This is a genomic window from Sinomonas terrae, from assembly GCF_022539255.1.
Classification (GTDB): Bacteria; Actinomycetota; Actinomycetes; order Actinomycetales; family Micrococcaceae; genus Sinomonas; species Sinomonas terrae.
Map to the genome: position 1 here is coordinate 1,881,122 of NZ_JAKZBV010000001.1, position 15,777 is coordinate 1,896,898.

The 15,777-nt window shown below is 67.3% G+C and carries 13 protein-coding genes and 2 pseudogenes; 10 read left to right on the forward strand and 5 right to left on the reverse strand.

Going from position 1 to position 15,777, the window contains the following annotated elements:
- Nucleotides 1-35: 35 nt before the first annotated feature.
- The 3 genes from L0M17_RS08780 to L0M17_RS08790 all read left to right on the forward strand — a co-directional run bounded on the left by L0M17_RS08780 (nucleotide 36) and on the right by L0M17_RS08790 (nucleotide 3,680).
- Entirely contained in the window at nucleotides 36-1,691 is a 1,656-nt protein-coding gene (locus L0M17_RS08780) for a D-apionate lactonase family protein (RefSeq protein WP_241053571.1), read from the forward strand.
- 71 nt (nucleotides 1,692-1,762) lie between these two features.
- Complete coding sequence (locus tag L0M17_RS08785) at nucleotides 1,763-2,518, forward strand: SDR family NAD(P)-dependent oxidoreductase (protein WP_241053572.1); 756 nt, start codon at nucleotides 1,763-1,765, stop codon at nucleotides 2,516-2,518.
- Nucleotides 2,519-2,624: 106 nt separating this feature from the next.
- Complete coding sequence (locus L0M17_RS08790; protein ID WP_241053573.1) at nucleotides 2,625-3,680, forward strand: LacI family DNA-binding transcriptional regulator; 1,056 nt, start codon at nucleotides 2,625-2,627, stop codon at nucleotides 3,678-3,680.
- Nucleotides 3,681-4,315: 635 nt separating this feature from the next.
- On the opposite strand, the pseudogene L0M17_RS08795 reads toward L0M17_RS08790, so the two are convergent.
- Nucleotides 4,316-4,654, reverse strand: a pseudogene (locus L0M17_RS08795) (sugar phosphate isomerase/epimerase); the annotation flags it as partial.
- A gap of 227 nt (nucleotides 4,655-4,881) precedes the next feature.
- Between L0M17_RS08795 and L0M17_RS08800 the strand changes: the two are divergent.
- On the forward strand, nucleotides 4,882-5,235 hold the full coding sequence (locus tag L0M17_RS08800) for a hypothetical protein (RefSeq protein ID WP_241053574.1): 354 nt from the start codon (nucleotides 4,882-4,884) through the stop codon (nucleotides 5,233-5,235).
- Nucleotides 5,236-5,663: 428 nt separating this feature from the next.
- Here L0M17_RS08800 and L0M17_RS08805 read toward each other — a convergent pair whose 3' ends face one another.
- Entirely contained in the window at nucleotides 5,664-6,707 is a 1,044-nt protein-coding gene (locus L0M17_RS08805) for a LacI family DNA-binding transcriptional regulator (RefSeq protein ID WP_241053575.1), read from the reverse strand.
- 229 nt (nucleotides 6,708-6,936) lie between these two features.
- Here L0M17_RS08805 and L0M17_RS08810 point away from each other — a divergent pair, with 229 nt between their 5' ends.
- From L0M17_RS08810 to L0M17_RS22900, 5 genes and pseudogenes are all read left to right on the forward strand, one after another.
- Nucleotides 6,937-8,265, forward strand: a complete 1,329-nt coding sequence (locus L0M17_RS08810; protein ID WP_241053577.1) for an ABC transporter substrate-binding protein — start codon at nucleotides 6,937-6,939, stop codon at nucleotides 8,263-8,265.
- Nucleotides 8,266-8,327: 62 nt separating this feature from the next.
- The gene (locus L0M17_RS08815; RefSeq protein ID WP_241053579.1) at nucleotides 8,328-9,272 is read left to right on the forward strand and encodes a carbohydrate ABC transporter permease; all 945 of its coding nucleotides are present in this window, start codon (nucleotides 8,328-8,330) and stop codon (nucleotides 9,270-9,272) included.
- Nucleotides 9,269-10,096: a carbohydrate ABC transporter permease gene (locus tag L0M17_RS08820; protein WP_241053580.1), complete on the forward strand. Its 828-nt coding sequence runs from the start codon at nucleotides 9,269-9,271 to the stop codon at nucleotides 10,094-10,096. The genes L0M17_RS08815 and L0M17_RS08820 overlap by 4 nt, the downstream gene beginning before the upstream one ends.
- Before the next feature lie 136 nt (nucleotides 10,097-10,232).
- A complete protein-coding gene (locus tag L0M17_RS08825; protein ID WP_241053581.1) occupies nucleotides 10,233-12,530 on the forward strand; it encodes an alpha-L-rhamnosidase in 2,298 nt (765 codons plus the stop codon).
- 71 nt (nucleotides 12,531-12,601) lie between these two features.
- Nucleotides 12,602-12,838 (forward strand): annotated as a pseudogene (locus tag L0M17_RS22900) (aldo/keto reductase); the annotation flags it as partial.
- 318 nt (nucleotides 12,839-13,156) lie between these two features.
- On the opposite strand, the gene L0M17_RS08830 reads toward L0M17_RS22900, so the two are convergent.
- The gene (locus L0M17_RS08830; RefSeq protein WP_241053582.1) at nucleotides 13,157-13,408 is read right to left on the reverse strand and encodes a hypothetical protein; all 252 of its coding nucleotides are present in this window, start codon (nucleotides 13,406-13,408) and stop codon (nucleotides 13,157-13,159) included.
- 514 nt (nucleotides 13,409-13,922) lie between these two features.
- Here L0M17_RS08830 and L0M17_RS08840 point away from each other — a divergent pair.
- Complete coding sequence (locus L0M17_RS08840; protein WP_241053583.1) at nucleotides 13,923-14,120, forward strand: SDR family NAD(P)-dependent oxidoreductase; 198 nt, start codon at nucleotides 13,923-13,925, stop codon at nucleotides 14,118-14,120.
- Between the two features lie 417 nt (nucleotides 14,121-14,537).
- On the opposite strand, the gene L0M17_RS08845 is transcribed toward L0M17_RS08840, so the two are convergent.
- Both L0M17_RS08845 and L0M17_RS08850 read right to left on the reverse strand, forming a co-directional pair.
- On the reverse strand, nucleotides 14,538-14,849 hold the full coding sequence (locus L0M17_RS08845; RefSeq protein WP_241053584.1) for a winged helix-turn-helix domain-containing protein: 312 nt from the start codon (nucleotides 14,847-14,849) through the stop codon (nucleotides 14,538-14,540).
- On the reverse strand, nucleotides 14,846-15,769 hold the full coding sequence (locus L0M17_RS08850) for a sugar phosphate isomerase/epimerase family protein (RefSeq protein WP_241053587.1): 924 nt from the start codon (nucleotides 15,767-15,769) through the stop codon (nucleotides 14,846-14,848). The genes L0M17_RS08845 and L0M17_RS08850 overlap by 4 nt, the downstream gene beginning before the upstream one ends.
- Nucleotides 15,770-15,777 lie beyond the last annotated feature (8 nt).

Consider the following 15,777-nt stretch of genomic DNA (forward strand, 5'->3'; position numbering starts at 1 on the left):
GGGGGTGGCGCCGAAGCGGGGGACAGGACACTGCTTTGACCGGCACCGCGCCCGAGCGCTCCTCTGCCCGCAACCTCTCCTGGGGACCGTGGGACCTGCAGCTGCGCGGCGACGAGCTTGCCAGCATCTCCTACGCCGGCGTCCCGGTCCTGAGGGGGATACGCGCCGTCGTCCGCAACCACAACTGGCTCACCCTCGCACCCCACGTGACCGAGGTGGACGTCATGGAGTCCGACGACGCCCTCCACCTTGCGCTCGACGTCGACTGGAGCGGCTACGGCGGGAGCTACCGCGGCCGCGTCGAGGTGAGGATCGACGACGACGGCCTCGCCGTCTTCTTCCACGGCACCGCCGTGGAATCCTTCTTGGGCAACCGGATCGGGCTCGTCGTCCTCCACCGGCCGGACGACACCGGGCGTCCCATCGTCGTCGGGCACTCTGACGGAATTCAGACCCCGGCCAGATTCCCCACGGAGATCAGCCCCCACCAGCCGTTCAAGGACATCGCCGCCATGTCCTGGGAACGCGAGGGGACCCGGTTCGAGCTGTCCTTCGCCGGGGACGTCTTCGAGACCGAGGACCAGCGCAACTGGACCGATGCCTCCTTCAAGACCTACAGCACCCCACTAAGCCTGCCCTTCCCGGTCCGGCACGAGGCGGGGAACAGGGTCGAGCAGTCGGTCCGCCTCCGGGCGGTGCACACGGTCGACGTCGGGCCGGCCGCGGCCGGTCGCGTCCCCGAGATCGGCTTCTGGCTCGAAGACCCTGCGGCTGCCGCGCACGAGCAGCTGGCCGGCCCGCTCGTGCTCGAGGTCAGCCCGGCACCCCGGGCGGGGGACGGAACGGTATCTCCCTCCGAGGCACTCAAGGCCGCCGAGCGCGCAGCCCACGGCATCGACCTGCGGCTCGTGGCGGCCACCGCAGCCGAAGCGAACGAGGTGCTGGACAGGCTCCCGCTCGAGAAGGTGGTCCGGCTCGCGGTCTTCGACCCCGCGACCCACCTCACCGACGCCGTCGTGCTCGGTGCCGTCGCCGCCCACGGGCGCCGGATCGGCTACCGCGGTGAGATCCTCGCCGGCGTCCGCAGCCACTTCACCGAGCTCAACCGCAGCACCCACCCCCTGCCCGACAGTGCGGACGGCACGGTCTACGCGATCACATCCCAGATGCACGCCGTCGAGCCGGATTCCGTCATGGACACCATCGGCATCCAGCCGCTCACAGCACGGCGGGCCTGTGAGATCGGCGGCGGCAGGCCGCTGCGCATCGGCCCCATCACGATCTCACCCCGCTTCAACGCCGTGGCCACCCAGCCTCCACGCCCCGACGAACTCCCTGGGCCCAGCCGCCTCGGATCGGAGCCCTTCGGGGCCGCGTGGGCCCTCGGAAGCGTCGCCGCCCTCACCCTCCCAGAAGTCTCCTCACTCAGCTACGGCATCCCCGACGATCCGGACGCGCCGATGGTCCGGGTCCTGGCCCGGCTCGCCGCCCTCTCCGGATCAGTGGTCCTCTCCTCGGCAACGACGCCGTCCGGCCCCACCGTCTACCCCGTCCGATCGGACACCGGGACCACCTGCTTCCTCGCCAACCCGCACCCCTGGCCGATCGACGTCTGCCTCGCAGCCCCAGACGGCCCGACCCGAGAGGCACGCATCCCGGGTTGGGACACCGCCGTCCTCGCTCTCGACTGAACCGGCTCGATCTGACCGGCTCCACAGCCTCACCTCAATTCCACAGCAGGCCATCTGAAAGGACCGCTCCCATGACCGACCGCCTCACAGGGAAGACTGCCCTCGTCACCGGAGCCGCCTCCGGGATCGGGCGCGCCGTCGCCACCCGCTTCGTCTCCGAGGGCGCCACCGTCTACTTCGCCGACCTGAACGACGACGGCGCCGGCGAGGCCGCGCACGCGACCGGCAGCGAGCGTGCGCTGCCCCTGGGCGTCGACATCTCCGACGAGGCCAGCGTCGAGGCGGCCTTCGCCGAGGCCACCGCGCTCGGGCCGCTCGACGTGGTCGTCGCGAACGCCGGCGTTCAACTCTTCGGCCAGGACGCCCGGGTCGGCGACCTTGACCTCGAAGTGTGGGAGAAGACCGTGCGGATCAACCAGCGCGGGACGTTCCTGACCCTCAAGCACGCCGTGCGGGCCATGGGCGGGCGCGGCGGCTCCATCGTCTGCACCGGAAGCCCGACCGCCGTCGTTGCCTGCGGCCAGACCTTCACCGCCTACTCCAGCTCCAAGGCCGGAGTCCACGGGCTCGCCCGCGTCGTTGCCGCCGACTACGCCGCCGAGGGCATACGCGTGAACACCGTCGTCCCGGGGTACACCGAGACCCCGCTCGTGCGCACGATCGCGGAAGACCCCGCCCAGCGTGCCGGCCTCGTCGACGCCACCATGCTCGGCCGTCCTGGAAGAGCCGAGGACGTCGAGGGAATCATGGTCTACCTCGCTAGCGACGACTCCGCCTACGCCACCGGCGGCCTCTTCACCGTCGACGGCGGCCTCACCGCCCTCTAAGCATCCCTCTGCTCGGGCACCCTCCGCTTCGATCCGGACCCAACCGGACGAATCCCCTCAAGCGTGTCGCAGAGATATGCTCGGTCCGAGGCGAAGGAAGCAGGCAATGGACAAGCAAACACCCGCACGACGTCGGCCCAGCATGGCCGACGTCGGGCGTCTTGCACACGTGTCGGCGCAGACGGTTTCCCGGCTCTACACGGGAGGCACAGTATCGTCGGACTCCCGGCGCCGCATCGAGGCGGCCGTCAAAGAACTGGGATACCGGCCCAACAAGCTGCCCCGCAGCCTCCGGGGAGCCCGCACCGAAACCATCGGATTCCTCGCGATGGGACCCCTCAACTACGGCAACGCCGGGATCCTCACCGGCATCAGCCGGACTGCGCGGCTTGAGGACCAGACCCTCATCACCACCCAGTTCGACCTCGATGTCGACGACCCGGCGACGCGGGAGGAGATCTGGCGTGCTCTGGACAGCTTCATGGCGATCCGCGTCGACGGGATCATCGTCGCCACCCCCTACGCTGGCCTCGAAACCGTGATCGAGCACATCGATGGCGCCGTGCCAGTGGTCTCGCTCTCCGAGCGCGACCGTCGGGAGGGGCACTCCGTCCACGCCGACTCCTACGGCGCCGCCAGGCTCGCCGTGCACCATCTCGTGGAACTCGGGCACCGGCGCATCCTTCACCTGGCAGGCCCCGGCAACCGCAACGAGGCAAGCAACCGCGTCAAGGGCTACTACGACGGGCTCGCCGCAGCTGGCCTGGACCCCCTTCCGCTCCTGCACTGTCAGGAATGGGACGCAGACTCGGGCGCCGCCTGCGCCGCAGTCGCAGACACCTCGACCTTCTCAGCTGTCTTCGCCGCCAACGATGAGATAGCGCTGGGCTTCATGAGCGAGATGAGCCGCCGGGGAGTGGTGGCGCCGCGCGATTACTCCATCGTCGGCGTCGACGACATGCCCGAGGCCCGCTATTTCTCCCCGCCCCTCACCAGCGCCGAGCTGGACTTCGAGAAGATGGGAGAACGAGCCCTCCACCTGCTCCTCGACCAGATCCGCGGAACGACGACGACGCCCAGAGGCGTCGTGACCAGCTCGCTGTCTGTGCGGGCATCCACAGCGCCCCACCCGAACGGTCAGCGCGAGGATCGCCAACAGTGACCTCGGGCGCCCGCGCCGGTGGCTACCGCTGCCTCATCTCCCGCTCCTGACAGTCTCCAAGGATGAAACTGTCAACACGTGGCATCAGGAATGCGCTGTACCCCACAGTGGACCATAGGCGTTCGACGCGTCTCGGTAGCTGAGCGGGCGTTCCCCAGACGCATGGGATGACGCCTCGTGGTCAGAATTCCCGGCTACGCACACCGCTCGTCATAGGTGCCGGCTTCGGGAGTGCTGCTCGCTCGGTCGCTTTCGCGGCAGCGGGCGAATCAACTTCGACGCCATGACGAAGGAGTCCGGGTTCGAGCTGGAAACCCTTCCTGTTGTCTCTGAAGCCCGTGCGTTCCCGGTGTGAGGCTCATCGATGATGGAACTGGAGTACTGCCCGCTCAAGCGCTATCCCAACCGCGGTCCCTTTTCCACTGTGGCACCTGCTGGGTTCCGACGGGATCCTGCACTCGAGGGTGTGTTGGACAAAAGGCGGCCGGATCGTCACCAGTCAGCATTCCCGCCGTAGGGGCGCGAGGCGGGCGGCGGTGCCTTCCGTTTACACCCGACTCGGACCCGGTCTATAAGCGCCATCGCTTCCGAAGGGCATGCATTCTGCGGAAGCGACGCGACAACGTAAGCGACCCTTAGGCCTCTGCGAGGACCCCGATCGAGCGTGCAGCCTCGAGCAGGACCTTCGCGGCGACTTCGAGTCCCTCGATGCGCCCGAGGGAGACGTCCTCGTGCTCGATGTTGACCATCTCCGGGTCGACCTCGTAGAGGGCCTGAAGGAACTGGGCCCAGTAGTCGGTGTCGTGGCCGGGGCCGCGGGCCACGAAGTCCCACGTCGAATCCTTGGGTCACTCGTTGGCCCACTCGTCCCGGCCGAGGTTCGTGCGGGGCTCGTCCGGGGAGAGGCGGCGGAAGCGGTTGTCGAGGACGCAGTAGAGGCAGGCGTTCTCGGGGTTGATCCGGACGTCCTTGGCGGTCCTCGCCTCATAGAGCGATCGCTGGCCATTACCGCAACTGCGAACTCAAGGCTGCATTTTTCTGCTCCGCCCTCGGTCTGCCATATCCAGGGGAAGTGCCCTACGCCCGCGACCGGCGAAAGGCTAAAGCGGCTGACTTTTACTGACTCTTTGAAACCGGCCAGAGGAATCGACTAACCCGGATAGCCGAATTGCGCATTTTCATAGATGGAAAGGGGACAACCATGACTATCACCGCAGTTACCGAAGCCGATATGGACGCCGATGCCACAAAATCCTTGTCCATCTGGGGTGAGGGCTTCGCCGCAAGCGGCCAGTCCGAGGGCGCATGGCGGCTCAACGAGGCCCCCGTCCTGGACGCCAGCTGCGACGAGGCCGTCGCCCTCTTTGCCCACGCCAGCTCGGAGTGCCGCCGCGACGGGTCCTTGGACCCCCTGAGGGCTGCCGCCGCTTCCCCAATCTGCAAACTTGCAAATAGGCGAGGCCCTCGAGTCGACCTCGCAATCTTGTCGATCCGCTTGATTCCGCAGATCTGCATCTGCAAGTTCTTGCAAGTAGGTTGGAGTCTCACAGAGTGATCTCAAGCCCCCTCTAGTTGCAAGTCTGAGCATCTATCTGCCGGAAATGGACGGCCTATCTGCAGGTTTTTGGCAGATAGGCCGTCCATATTCTTTATTTGGAAGCGGCAGCCGCCGGGGTACGTGCCTCTGTCAGAGGGGTGACCCCCGCTGACGCGTTTTCGCCTTCTGGGAGATCCGGCGTCATGCGATGGGCTGGACGAGGCCCGCGGCAACCTGACCTTATCTCCGGAAATTTGCGCCACGGTATCGATCTGCCGACAAGTCCAGCCCGCGGCTGACTCGAGACCTCGCATGGAACCGCCGCGAAAGCCTTCGATGGATGCTATTTCCCAGCCTAATAGATTTCGGGGCAATGGGGCGTTGGGGTCCGCCCTACACGCGCAAACCGACCGCTTGGATTTGCACTCCAGATGTAGAGGCTGACGCTACTCTTGGGGTGTCGAGCTGTACTCGGGGGATGGCGCTGTGGTGTGGCGGACCACGAGGCGTGGTGGGATCAGGACATGCTGGGATTCGCGGCGCCCGTCCATTCGGGTCAGGAGCAGTTCGGCAGCCTGGCGGCCCATGGCGACGCCTGACTGGTCGACGGTGGTGAGGCTGATCGGGGGGAGCGCGGAAGCGGGGACGTTGTCGTAGCCGACGATCGAGACGTCGTCGGGCACGCGCAGGCCGGATTCGACGAGCGCCGTGAAGGCGCCGAGGGCGGCGACGTCTGCGCCGCCGTGGAGGGCCGTCGGGCGTTGCTCGCGGGTCGCGATCATGCGACCTGCCGCAAGCCCGCCTTCGGTTCCCCATCTGCCGGGAATGTGGTCGATCCAGCGTTCGAGCCCGTGCCGCTGCATGGCGAGGTCGTAGCCGCGGGCGCGAACGGTCTGCGGCATGGTCGGCTGATCGCCGGGCTCGTGGTGGCCGAGGAATGAGATGCGCTCGTGGCCGAGTGAGACGAGGTGGTCGACGATGAGGCCGCTGCCCTCCACGTCGTCGCTGGCGACCGTGTCGAAGTGCCGGGCAGGGCCGTGCCGGCCAAGGACGACGACGGGGATCGACGCTCCGAGGCGCTCGAGCTCTTCATCGGGGCCGAAGGGAGCGATGAGCAGGAGACCGTCCATGCGACGGTCGACCATGGCCTCGATGAGCCTGCGCTGGGCGTCGAGCCCCTGCCGGGCCTGGCCGATGAGAACCTGGTAGTCGCGCTCTTCGGCGACATCACGGATGCCCTCGACAAGCACCGAGAAGAAGGTGTTGGAGAGGTCGACGAGGAAGACGCCGAGGGTATAGCTCCTGCCCCTCATGCCGCGTGCCACGGCGAGGGGACGATATTCGAGCGCAGTAATGGCGGCTTCGACTCGCTCCTTCATAGCAGGGCTCACCCCGTAGGCACCCCGTAGGACCTTCGAGACGGCCGCCGTCGATACCCCTGCTTGCCGTGCGACGTCGCGGATCGTCGCCCGAGCTTGGATCTTGTCCACGTGCCCCTTTCCGGTGAGGCGTCTGCAAGTGGAAGTCGAGAGCGCATTCTCAAATCGGAGTTCATCCGAGCCCTTGCCCGCCATATGTGATGTGGCTTACAGTATCACGTAGAACGGTCTACGAAGACCGTTCCACAATCTGCTACAGGACGGTCTGCAGGGTTCCGCGCGAAGAAGGCGGACCCTGCTGGATCGGCGATCTGAAACGTTCCACGAATCAGGAGACACGATGACAGGCAAGCTGATCCGGCATTGGGCGCCGGTGGCTGCGGGCACTGTTGCCCTCGGCATCGCCCTTACAGGCTGCACCGGCTTCGGCGGCAGCTCGAGCGGCGGGAGCGGGTCGGGCGGCGCGACGATCTCGTTCCTCGTGAACAACTCGGACACGTCCGTCGCGGCCGCAAAGGAGCTTGCGAAGGAGTTCACCGCGGCGAACCCGGACATCAAGGTCGACGTCCAGACACGGCCTCAGGGCTCGGACGGAGACAACACGATCAAGACCAAGCTGGCCACCGGCGACATGGCAGACGTGTTCGAGTACAACTCGGGCTCGCTGTTCCAGCAGATCAATCCGGGGCAGAACCTCGTCGCCGTGACGGGCCAGTCCTACATGTCCGACGTGTCGGACTCGTTCAAGCCCGTCGTGACTGCGGGCAAGGACGTCTACGGCGTGCCGTTCGGCAGCGGCGTCGCGGGCGCCGTCCTCTACAACAAGAAGGTCTACTCCAAGCTCGGCCTGTCTGTGCCGAAGACGTGGGCCGATTTCGTCTCGAACAGCCAGAAGATCAAGGCTTCCGGTACCGTGCCGATCATCCAGAGCTACAAGGACACCTGGACCTCCCAGCTGTTCGTCCTCGGCGACTTCGCGAACGTGGCAAAGGCCGAGCCGAACTTCGCGGCCGACTACACGGCGAACAAGGCCAAGTACGCGACCGACCCGGCGGCGATCAAGGGCTTCGAGCACCAGGAGGAGGCGGCCAAGGACGCGCTGTTCAACAAGGACTTCGCCTCCACCACCTACAACCAGGCCCTCGACATGCTCGCCAACGGCGACGGCGCCCAGTACCCCATCCTGACCTCGGCCATCGCCGGGATCCAGGCCAACGACCCGGACCAGATCAACGACATCGGCATGTTCCCGCTCCCTGGCGACGACGCATCGAAGAACGCGCTGACGATCTGGTTCCCCTCGGGCGTCTACATCCCGAAGTCCTCCAAGCACGTCGCCGAGGCGGAGAAGTTCCAGGCGTTCCTCGCCAGCAAGGCCGGCTGCGACGCCCAGACCAAGGGCTCCGCGCCGTCCGGTCCGTACCTCGTGAAGGACTGCACGCTCCCGAGCAACACCCCTCCGGCGGTGCAGGACATGCTGCCCTACTTCAACGACACCGCCAAGAATAGCCCGGCGCTCGAGTTCCTCTCGCCGGTGAAGGGCCCGAACCTCGAGCAGATCACGGTCGAGGTCGGCACCCAGCAGGTGAGCGCCCAGAAGGGCGCCTCGCTCTACGACGAGGACGTCAAGAAGCAGGCCCAGCAGCTGAACCTGCCGGGCTGGAGCTGACCGGAGCATGAGCGGACCGGGGGCCGCGCGGCGGCTCCCGGTCCGGTGCAAGGAGAGACACCATGACCGTCAACCAGACAGCGCCCGCACCGTCGCGCCAGCGGCGCAGGGAAGCGAACAGCATCAACCCCGGCATGATCAGCCGCAGGAGGAAGGGGAGCCCGTACCCATACTGGTTCTACCTCCCGGCCGCCGCGATCTACACTGTGCTGTTCCTCGTGCCGACCTTCGCCTCGTTCTTCTTCAGCCTCACCCGATGGACCATCTTCAACGCGACCTTCATCGGCTTCGGGAACTTCGTCCAGTTCTTCCAAGACCCCGGGCTCTCGACCGGTCTGAGGAACACGATCATCTACGCGATCCTGACCTCGGGCCTGAAGGTCGTGCTCGGGATGCTGTTCGGGGTCCTGCTCACCTCGAAGATGATCGCCCGCGGCTTCCTGCGCTCGGTGCTGTTCTTCCCCGTGCTGCTCTCGAGCATCGGCGTGGGGATCATGTTCAGCGTCTTCATGGACCCGGACAAGGGCATCATCAACCAGGTCCTCTCCATCGTGGGGATCCAGGGCCCGTCCTGGCTGGCCGACCCCCACTGGGCCCTGCTCTCCATCGCATTCGTCGACGTCTGGAAGGGCGTGGGCCTGGCGACGGTGATCTACATCGCGGGGATCGTCTCGATCCCGCAGGAGTTCTACGAGGCCGCCAGGGTCGACGGGGCGAGCCCGACCAAGTGCTTCTGGAACATCACCATCCCGCTCGCCCGCCCCGCGACGGCGACCGTGATCATCCTCTCCCTCATCGGCGGCCTGCGCTCGTTCGACCTGATCTGGGCCATGACCCAAGGCGGACCGGGCTTCGCCTCGGACGTCATCGCCTCGGTCATCTATAAGCAGTACGAGGCCGGCTTCTACGGCCTCTCCACCGCGGGCAACGTCGTGCTGTTCGTCATCATCACCGCCATCGTCCTGCCCCTGTCCATCTTCCTGAACCGCAAGGAGGTCGAGCAGTGAAGGCCCTCAAGCGCTACGGCGGGGGAGTCCTCGCCGTCCTCGTCGCCACGGCTCTGTTCGTCGTGCCCTTGGTCTTCATGGTCCTCACCGCCGTCAAGGACCGCCACCAGGCGGCGAAGCTGGACTGGTCCTGGCCGGCCCATTTCGACCTGGTGCAGAACTTCGGGCAGGTGGTCTCCGCCCGGGACTTCATGCTCGTCCAGGCCTTCATCAACAGCACTGTCCTGACCGTGGCCAGCGTGGCGATCCTGGTCGTGCTCGCCGCGATGGTCGCCTGGGTCCTCCAGCGGCGCCGCAGCCGCTGGAACGGGCTTGCGAACTTCCTGATCCTCTCGGGCCTGATCATCCCTCCCGCCGTCGTCCCGACGATCTGGGTGCTCCAGGACCTCGGCCTGTTCAAGACGATGCCCGGTCTCATCCTGGTCGAGGTCGCCTTCGGGATGTCGTTCTGCGTGATGATCTTCCGCGCGTTCATCGCCACCATCCCCCGCGAGCTCGACGAGGCGGCCGTCATCGACGGCTGCGGGCCGGTCCGGCTCTTCTTCAGGGTGATCTTCCCGCTCCTGCGCTCGGTCATCGTCACCGTGATCGTCGTGCAGTCCGTGGCCGTGTTCAACGACTTCCAGAACCCGCTCTACTTCTTCCCCGGCGACCAGAACGCGACAGTGCAGCTGACCCTGTTCAACTTCCAGAGCCAGTTCACCTCGAGCTACAACCTGCTCTTCATGGACATCCTGCTCGTCACGATCCCGCCGCTGGTCATGTACCTGTTCTTCAACCGCCAGATCGTCGCCGGCATGACCGCCGGCGCCGTCAAAGGCTGAGAGCTGCCCGTGCCGGACCAGCCTCCTCAGGCCCAGACCATCGAACGGTTCCGTGCGTCAGGACTGCTGGTGCGGTTCGCCCCACCCGATCCCCGTGCTGAGAACCGACAACCTCCGATCAGAAAGACGAGTCAAAGTGAGCACTTTGCATTCCCGCTTCATTGCCCCTGCTGCCGAGTTCGACGGCGCCCCGCTGCTGCGCGGGGAGTTCCGGCTCGAGGAGGGCCACGGGGAGGTGGAATCGGCGGCCCTGTTCCTCTCAGCCCTCGGGGTGGTGGAGGCGTTCGTGAACGGGGTCCGGGCCTCGGAGGATCTGCTGACCCCAGGATGGTCGAGCTATGAGTGGCGCGTGCGCTATGCGGAGCTGGATGTCACGGATCTTGTTGGCCCGACGACCGTGCTGGGCCTCGCACTGGGCAACGGGTGGTACCGGGGCCGGCTGACGTGGTCTGGAGGGTCGGCGTTCTACGGCAAGGAGCTGGCGGGGTTCGCGGAGCTGAAGGTCCGCTTCGCGGATGGGCACGAGCAGGTGTTCGGCACGGACGGCTCGTGGACGGCGGGCCCGTCGGCGACGACGGCGAACGACCTCTACGACGGGCAGTCCATCGATGCCCGGGCGTACGACGACGCCTGGCTGGCTCCCGGGTTCGCCTCGCCGGAGTGGGCTGGCGTGCACGAGCTCGAGGACGACCTGGCCCGGCTCGAGCCGTACGTCGGCCCGCCGGTGCGGCGGCAGCAGGAGCTGGTGCCTGTGAAGGTGTGGGAGTCGCCGTCGGGGAAGGTGCTGGTGGACTTCGGGCAGAACCTCGTGGGCTGGGTCCGCACCGAGGTGACGGGGCCGGAGGGCTCGGTCGTGGTGCTGCGGCATGCGGAGGTGCTTGAGCATGACGAGCTCGGGACGCGGCCGCTGCGCTCCGCGGAGGCGACGGACCGGTTCACGCTCTCGGGCGGGGCGGACGTGTTCGAGCCGACGTTCACGTTCCACGGGTTCCGGTACGTGGAGGTCGAAGGCTGGCCGGGCGGCCTCGAGGGGCTGAAGGCCGCGGTGTCGGCCGGCAGTGGGCTGACCGCCGTCGTCGTCTCCTCGGACCTGCGGCGGATCGGCCGGTTCGAGACGTCGGAGCCGCTGGTGAACCGGCTGCACGAGAACGCGGTGTGGGGGATGCGGGGGAACTTCGTGGACGTGCCGACGGACTGCCCTCAGCGTGACGAGCGCCTGGGCTGGACCGGCGACATCGCGGCGTTCGCCCCGAGCGCGTGCTTCCTGTTCGACTCGCGGGACTTCCTGCGGGACTGGCTGCGGGATCTGGCCCTCGAGCAGGAGCACCAGGACGGCATGGTCCCGTACGTGGTCCCGGACGTGCTCAAGTACGTCGAGAACCACAAGGAGTTCGGCGCCCCTGACACGACTGCGCTGTGGAGCGATGCCTCGGTGTGGGTCCCCTGGGCGGTGTGGCAGGCGTACGGGGATCGGCGTGTACTCGAAGAGGCCTTCCCCTCGATGACGTCCCACGCGCGCCGTGTGCGCGGGAAGCTCTCCGAGAACGGCCTGTGGGACACCGGGTTCCAGTTCGGCGACTGGCTCGACCCCGACGCCCCACCCCACGCACCGGCAGAGGCGAAGGCGGACACAGGGGTCGTCGCGGCCCTCTGCGCCTACCGCACTGCCGATCTCGTCGCACAGACCGCGGCCGTGCTCGGCGACCCGGAGGCCGAGGCCGAGTTCCGGGAGATGGCCGAGGAGATGCGGGCAGCGTTCACCCGGCACTGCCTCCACGACGGGGTGATCGAGAGCGACTGCACCACCGTGTACGCCCTGGCGATCGTCTTCGGGATCCTCGGCGGGGCCGACCGGGAGTTCGCGGGACGGCGCCTGGCCGAGCTCGTCGAGGCCTCCGGCTACCGGATCTCGACCGGCTTCGCCGGCACCCCGTTCGTCACGGACGCCCTCACGGCCACCGGGCACCTCGATACCGCCTACCGGCTGCTGCTGCAGACCGAGAACCCCTCGTGGCTGTACCCGGTCACGATGGGCGCGACGACGATCTGGGAGCGCTGGGACTCCATGCTCCCCGACGGCACGATCAACCCCGGCGAGATGACCAGCTTCAACCACTACGCCCTCGGCGCGGTCGTCGACTGGCTCCACCGCACCGTCGGCGGCCTCGCACCCCTCGAGCCCGGCTACCGGCGCATCCTCATAGCACCCCAGCCCGGCGGCAGCCTCGAATGGGCCGAGACCAGCCTCGAGACCCCGCACGGCCTCGCCTCGGTCCGGTGGGAGGTCGCCGACGAGAAGCTCCACCTCACGGCCGTCGTCCCCGAGGGCGCTGAGGCGGTCCTGCGTCTGGCCGGAACCGACGACGAGATCCTCGGGGCGGGCAGCCACAAGCGAGAGGCCGCCCGCTCAGTACTCGAGACGAACGCGAACTAGGCAGATGATCCAACGAGGCGGTGCTCAGGGGCAAACACGAACTCGGTGTGACGCACATCGACACCGCAGAGATGTACGGCTGGGGGCAGGGGAGGAACTTCTTGGACGCACTCGCTCCGTTCCGGGGCGAAGTGACCATAGCTACCAAGTTCGGCTTGAGGCCCGAGGGCGTTTCCAACTCGCGGCCAGAGCGCGTACGGGCTGTTGTCAACGCGAGCCTTCGACGGCTGAACGTCGACTCCATTAATCTCCTCGACCAGCAAGCGAAGGATCCCGCTGTGCCGATCGAGGATGTGATCGGCGTAATGCAGGAGTTCGTCACAGCAGGCAAGGGCAAGCATCTCGGCCTCTCCAACACGGATGCCGATTCGCGTCCGCCGCGCCGCCGCGGTGCACCCGATCGCGGCATTCCAGGCCAAGTACTCAGGCGACGAGGCCGATGCCGAGCTCTTCGAGTAGCGGCATGAGCGACTCGGAATCGCGCTCGAACAACGTGGTTCCGGCCCCAGACACGGTTGCGAGGGTGTGTCCGGGGCCGGAGTTGGATGGCCTGAGGGCAGCAAAGATCCGTTTGCCAGTGCGAGTTGCTGTCCCAGACGGGGCATCCGTGAAGGTGGCGGCCAGTGCTAGACCTTTGGCCGTCGCCGCAGCGTGATGCCGTCCGCCTTGTGGAAGATGACACGCCCTCCGGGGTACTCCTGCAGGAGCCAGATCATCGATCCGTCCTGGGTCACGCCGTCTACGGATCCGCCTGCGATAGGGATGTCCCTTTTGCGGCAGACCTCGAGGTACTCCTGCGGGCGGACCTTGGTCCAATCGGTAACGTGCTCGGGGTGTGAGGGGTGGAGCGGTCTCTCGGCTCCGACGTCAGAAGCCATGGTGTTCCTTCCTTCTCAGAATGAATCGTTCCGAGTGGGGCTCAGTCCGCTTCCGGTCCACGTCAGCAGTGAGGGTGGGCATCGCGCCTCCGCCATGCCAGGCCTCCGATGGCTCCGCCTGAGCCCCGAACCTGCCACGGGTCATCGCATGAGGCAGGGGCGCTTGCTGTCGAAGGTCCAGTCGGGGATGAGGTACTGCATCGCGGCCGCGTCGTTTCGCGCGCCGAGCCCTTGGACGAGGTAGAGGTCGTGGGCGGCCTGGAGCCGTTTTTCGTCGATCGTGACGCCACGCTCACTCCGGCCAGACGGAGGAGCATGGATTCACGCGAAGAGCTCCGGGATTTTCTGATGTCCCGCCGGTCGAAACTCAGGCCAGAAGACGTCAACGTCGTCTCCTACGGGCAACGCGCCCGGCGAGTGCCCGGCCTCCGGCGCGACGAGGTCGCTGGCGGAGGGTTTCCTTGATCTCGGAGGACTCCGCCGGGCAGACGCCTGGTCGGACTGAACGAGAGGAGTGACCGGAGGGAACAAGGGCATCGGCTTCGCCACCGTGCGTAGGCTTGCCGAGCAGGGCTTCACCGTCTACCTCGGGGCCCGCGACGAGGCCCCCGGCACGTTGGCAGCCCGGCAGCTGCAGGCTGAGGACCTGGACGTGCGCTGCAAGCGGGGTAGGGAGTGCGAGATGAGACAGGACTGCACAGAACCTCCATAACAGGCAGGGCCTCTCGGGACGATGGACCGCCTCACGCCGCCGGCGGCCGCGCCGGGGCCGCGGTCCTCGACGGTCTAGGCGGTACGGTCGAACGCGGCGTCCAGCTCCGGGTCGACGGTCTGGTTGTTGGGGGCGTGCCGTAGTGGGCCTGGAGGCGTCGGGCGACCCTCGTCGAAGGTAACGGCGGTGCGGAACTCGGGGACGAGTGCCCTCAGCTTGGCCGTGTCGAAGGCGAGGGGTGGGAGTAGTCGCCGAGGAGCCCTGGGTCGAGGCGGGCGATTGTCTCGGAGGCGACGTCGACGAACTGCGGGCTCTTCCCGCCTGCTGCCTTGGCGAGCCACCCGTAGATCTGGTTCTATGGGGAAGCCCCGATGCAGAGGATCCCCTTGGTCGTTCATCGGTCCGCCTGGTTCGGGGTCAGCGGACGAAGGTGCCGCGCTTCCTCGTCCGGCTCAGCAGGCCCATGCGTTCGAGGTAGCCCCACGCGCGCCGGACGGTGGCAATGGAGAGGTGGAGTTCGTGGGCCATCTCGTTGTCGGCGAGCAGCTTGGTCCCGTGGGGGATGGTGCCGGATTCGACGGCCTGTCCGAGGCTCTGGGCGAGCTGGTAGTAGAGGGGTTCGGGGCCGTTGCGCTGGATCGGGAGGAGCTGGGAGAAGGATGGGGCTGCCCCCGCCCGGTCCCCTTCCGAGGACCAGGCGGGGGAGTCGCTGCCGGCGAGGGCGCTCATCGTCCGGCCGGCGCCTCGGCGAAGCACAGGCTGTGGACGCCGCAGCCTCCGAGGTAGGCGCGGGTGCGCTGGGCGATGGGCAGGGGAGCGTCTGGCGGAGCCGGGTACATGTCCTGTTCGACGATCGCGAACACGTCTACGCCGAGCCGTGCGACGGCCTCGAGGAGGGGCGGCAGCTCGGGGACGCCGAGCGGGGGCTCGGTCATCGCCCCGAGGACCACAGCCTCGCTGAAGGGCAGGTTCTCGGCCTGGACCTTGGCCATGACCTCGGGATTGACCTGCTTGAGGTGCAGGTAGCCGATCCGGTCCGGGTGCCGCTCGATGACGGCCAGGTTGTCCCCGCCGCAGTAGGCGACGTGCCCGGTGTCCAGGCACAGGCTTACGAACTCCGGGTCGGTGCTCTCCAGGAGCCGGGTGATGTTCTCCTCGGTGTCGACGTGGCTGTCGGCGTGCGGGTGGTACTGCAGGCGCACCCCGTACTCTTCGAACATCGCCTTGCCGAGCCGGTCAACGCCGGTGGTCTTGGCCCGCCACTGCGCCGGGGTGAGCTCGCCTGGCTCGAGGGCGGCGCCGGTGTAGAGGTCGCGCCACATCTCGGGCAGGACGACGACGTGTTGGCCGCCCAGCGCGGCGGTCAGGGCGGCGACGTCGGTCACCTGGGACCAGACTGCGTCCCACGAGTTCGGCTGGTGGAGCCGCTCGGAGACGCTGCCGGCGGAGAGCCGCAGCCCTCGGGATTCGAGCTCGTCCCGCAGCTGGAGCGGGTTGGTGGGGAGGTAGCCGTAGGGGCCGAGCTCGATCCACTCGTACCCGGCGGCGGCGGCTTCGTCGAGGAACCGGGTACCTGGTACCTGCTTGGGGTCATCGGGGAACCAGACGCCCCATGAGTCGGGTGCGGTGCCGACGCGGATGGAAGCCATGCGTTTCT

What these genes read in the sequence shown, in the direction of transcription:
- L0M17_RS08845 (WP_241053584.1), bottom strand. Translation starts at nt 14,849, where the DNA reads ATGAGCGCCCTCGCCGGCAGCGACTCCCCCGCCTGGTCCTCGGAAGGG.
- L0M17_RS08830 (WP_241053582.1), bottom strand. Translation starts at nt 13,408, where the DNA reads ATGGCTTCTGACGTCGGAGCCGAGAGACCGCTCCACCCCTCACACCCC.
- L0M17_RS08815 (WP_241053579.1), top strand. Translation starts at nt 8,328, where the DNA reads ATGACCGTCAACCAGACAGCGCCCGCACCGTCGCGCCAGCGGCGCAGG.
- L0M17_RS08790 (WP_241053573.1), top strand. Translation starts at nt 2,625, where the DNA reads ATGGACAAGCAAACACCCGCACGACGTCGGCCCAGCATGGCCGACGTC.
- L0M17_RS08810 (WP_241053577.1), top strand. Translation starts at nt 6,937, where the DNA reads ATGACAGGCAAGCTGATCCGGCATTGGGCGCCGGTGGCTGCGGGCACT.
- L0M17_RS08800 (WP_241053574.1), top strand. Translation starts at nt 4,882, where the DNA reads ATGACTATCACCGCAGTTACCGAAGCCGATATGGACGCCGATGCCACA.
- L0M17_RS08785 (WP_241053572.1), top strand. Translation starts at nt 1,763, where the DNA reads ATGACCGACCGCCTCACAGGGAAGACTGCCCTCGTCACCGGAGCCGCC.
- L0M17_RS08850 (WP_241053587.1), bottom strand. Translation starts at nt 15,769, where the DNA reads ATGGCTTCCATCCGCGTCGGCACCGCACCCGACTCATGGGGCGTCTGG.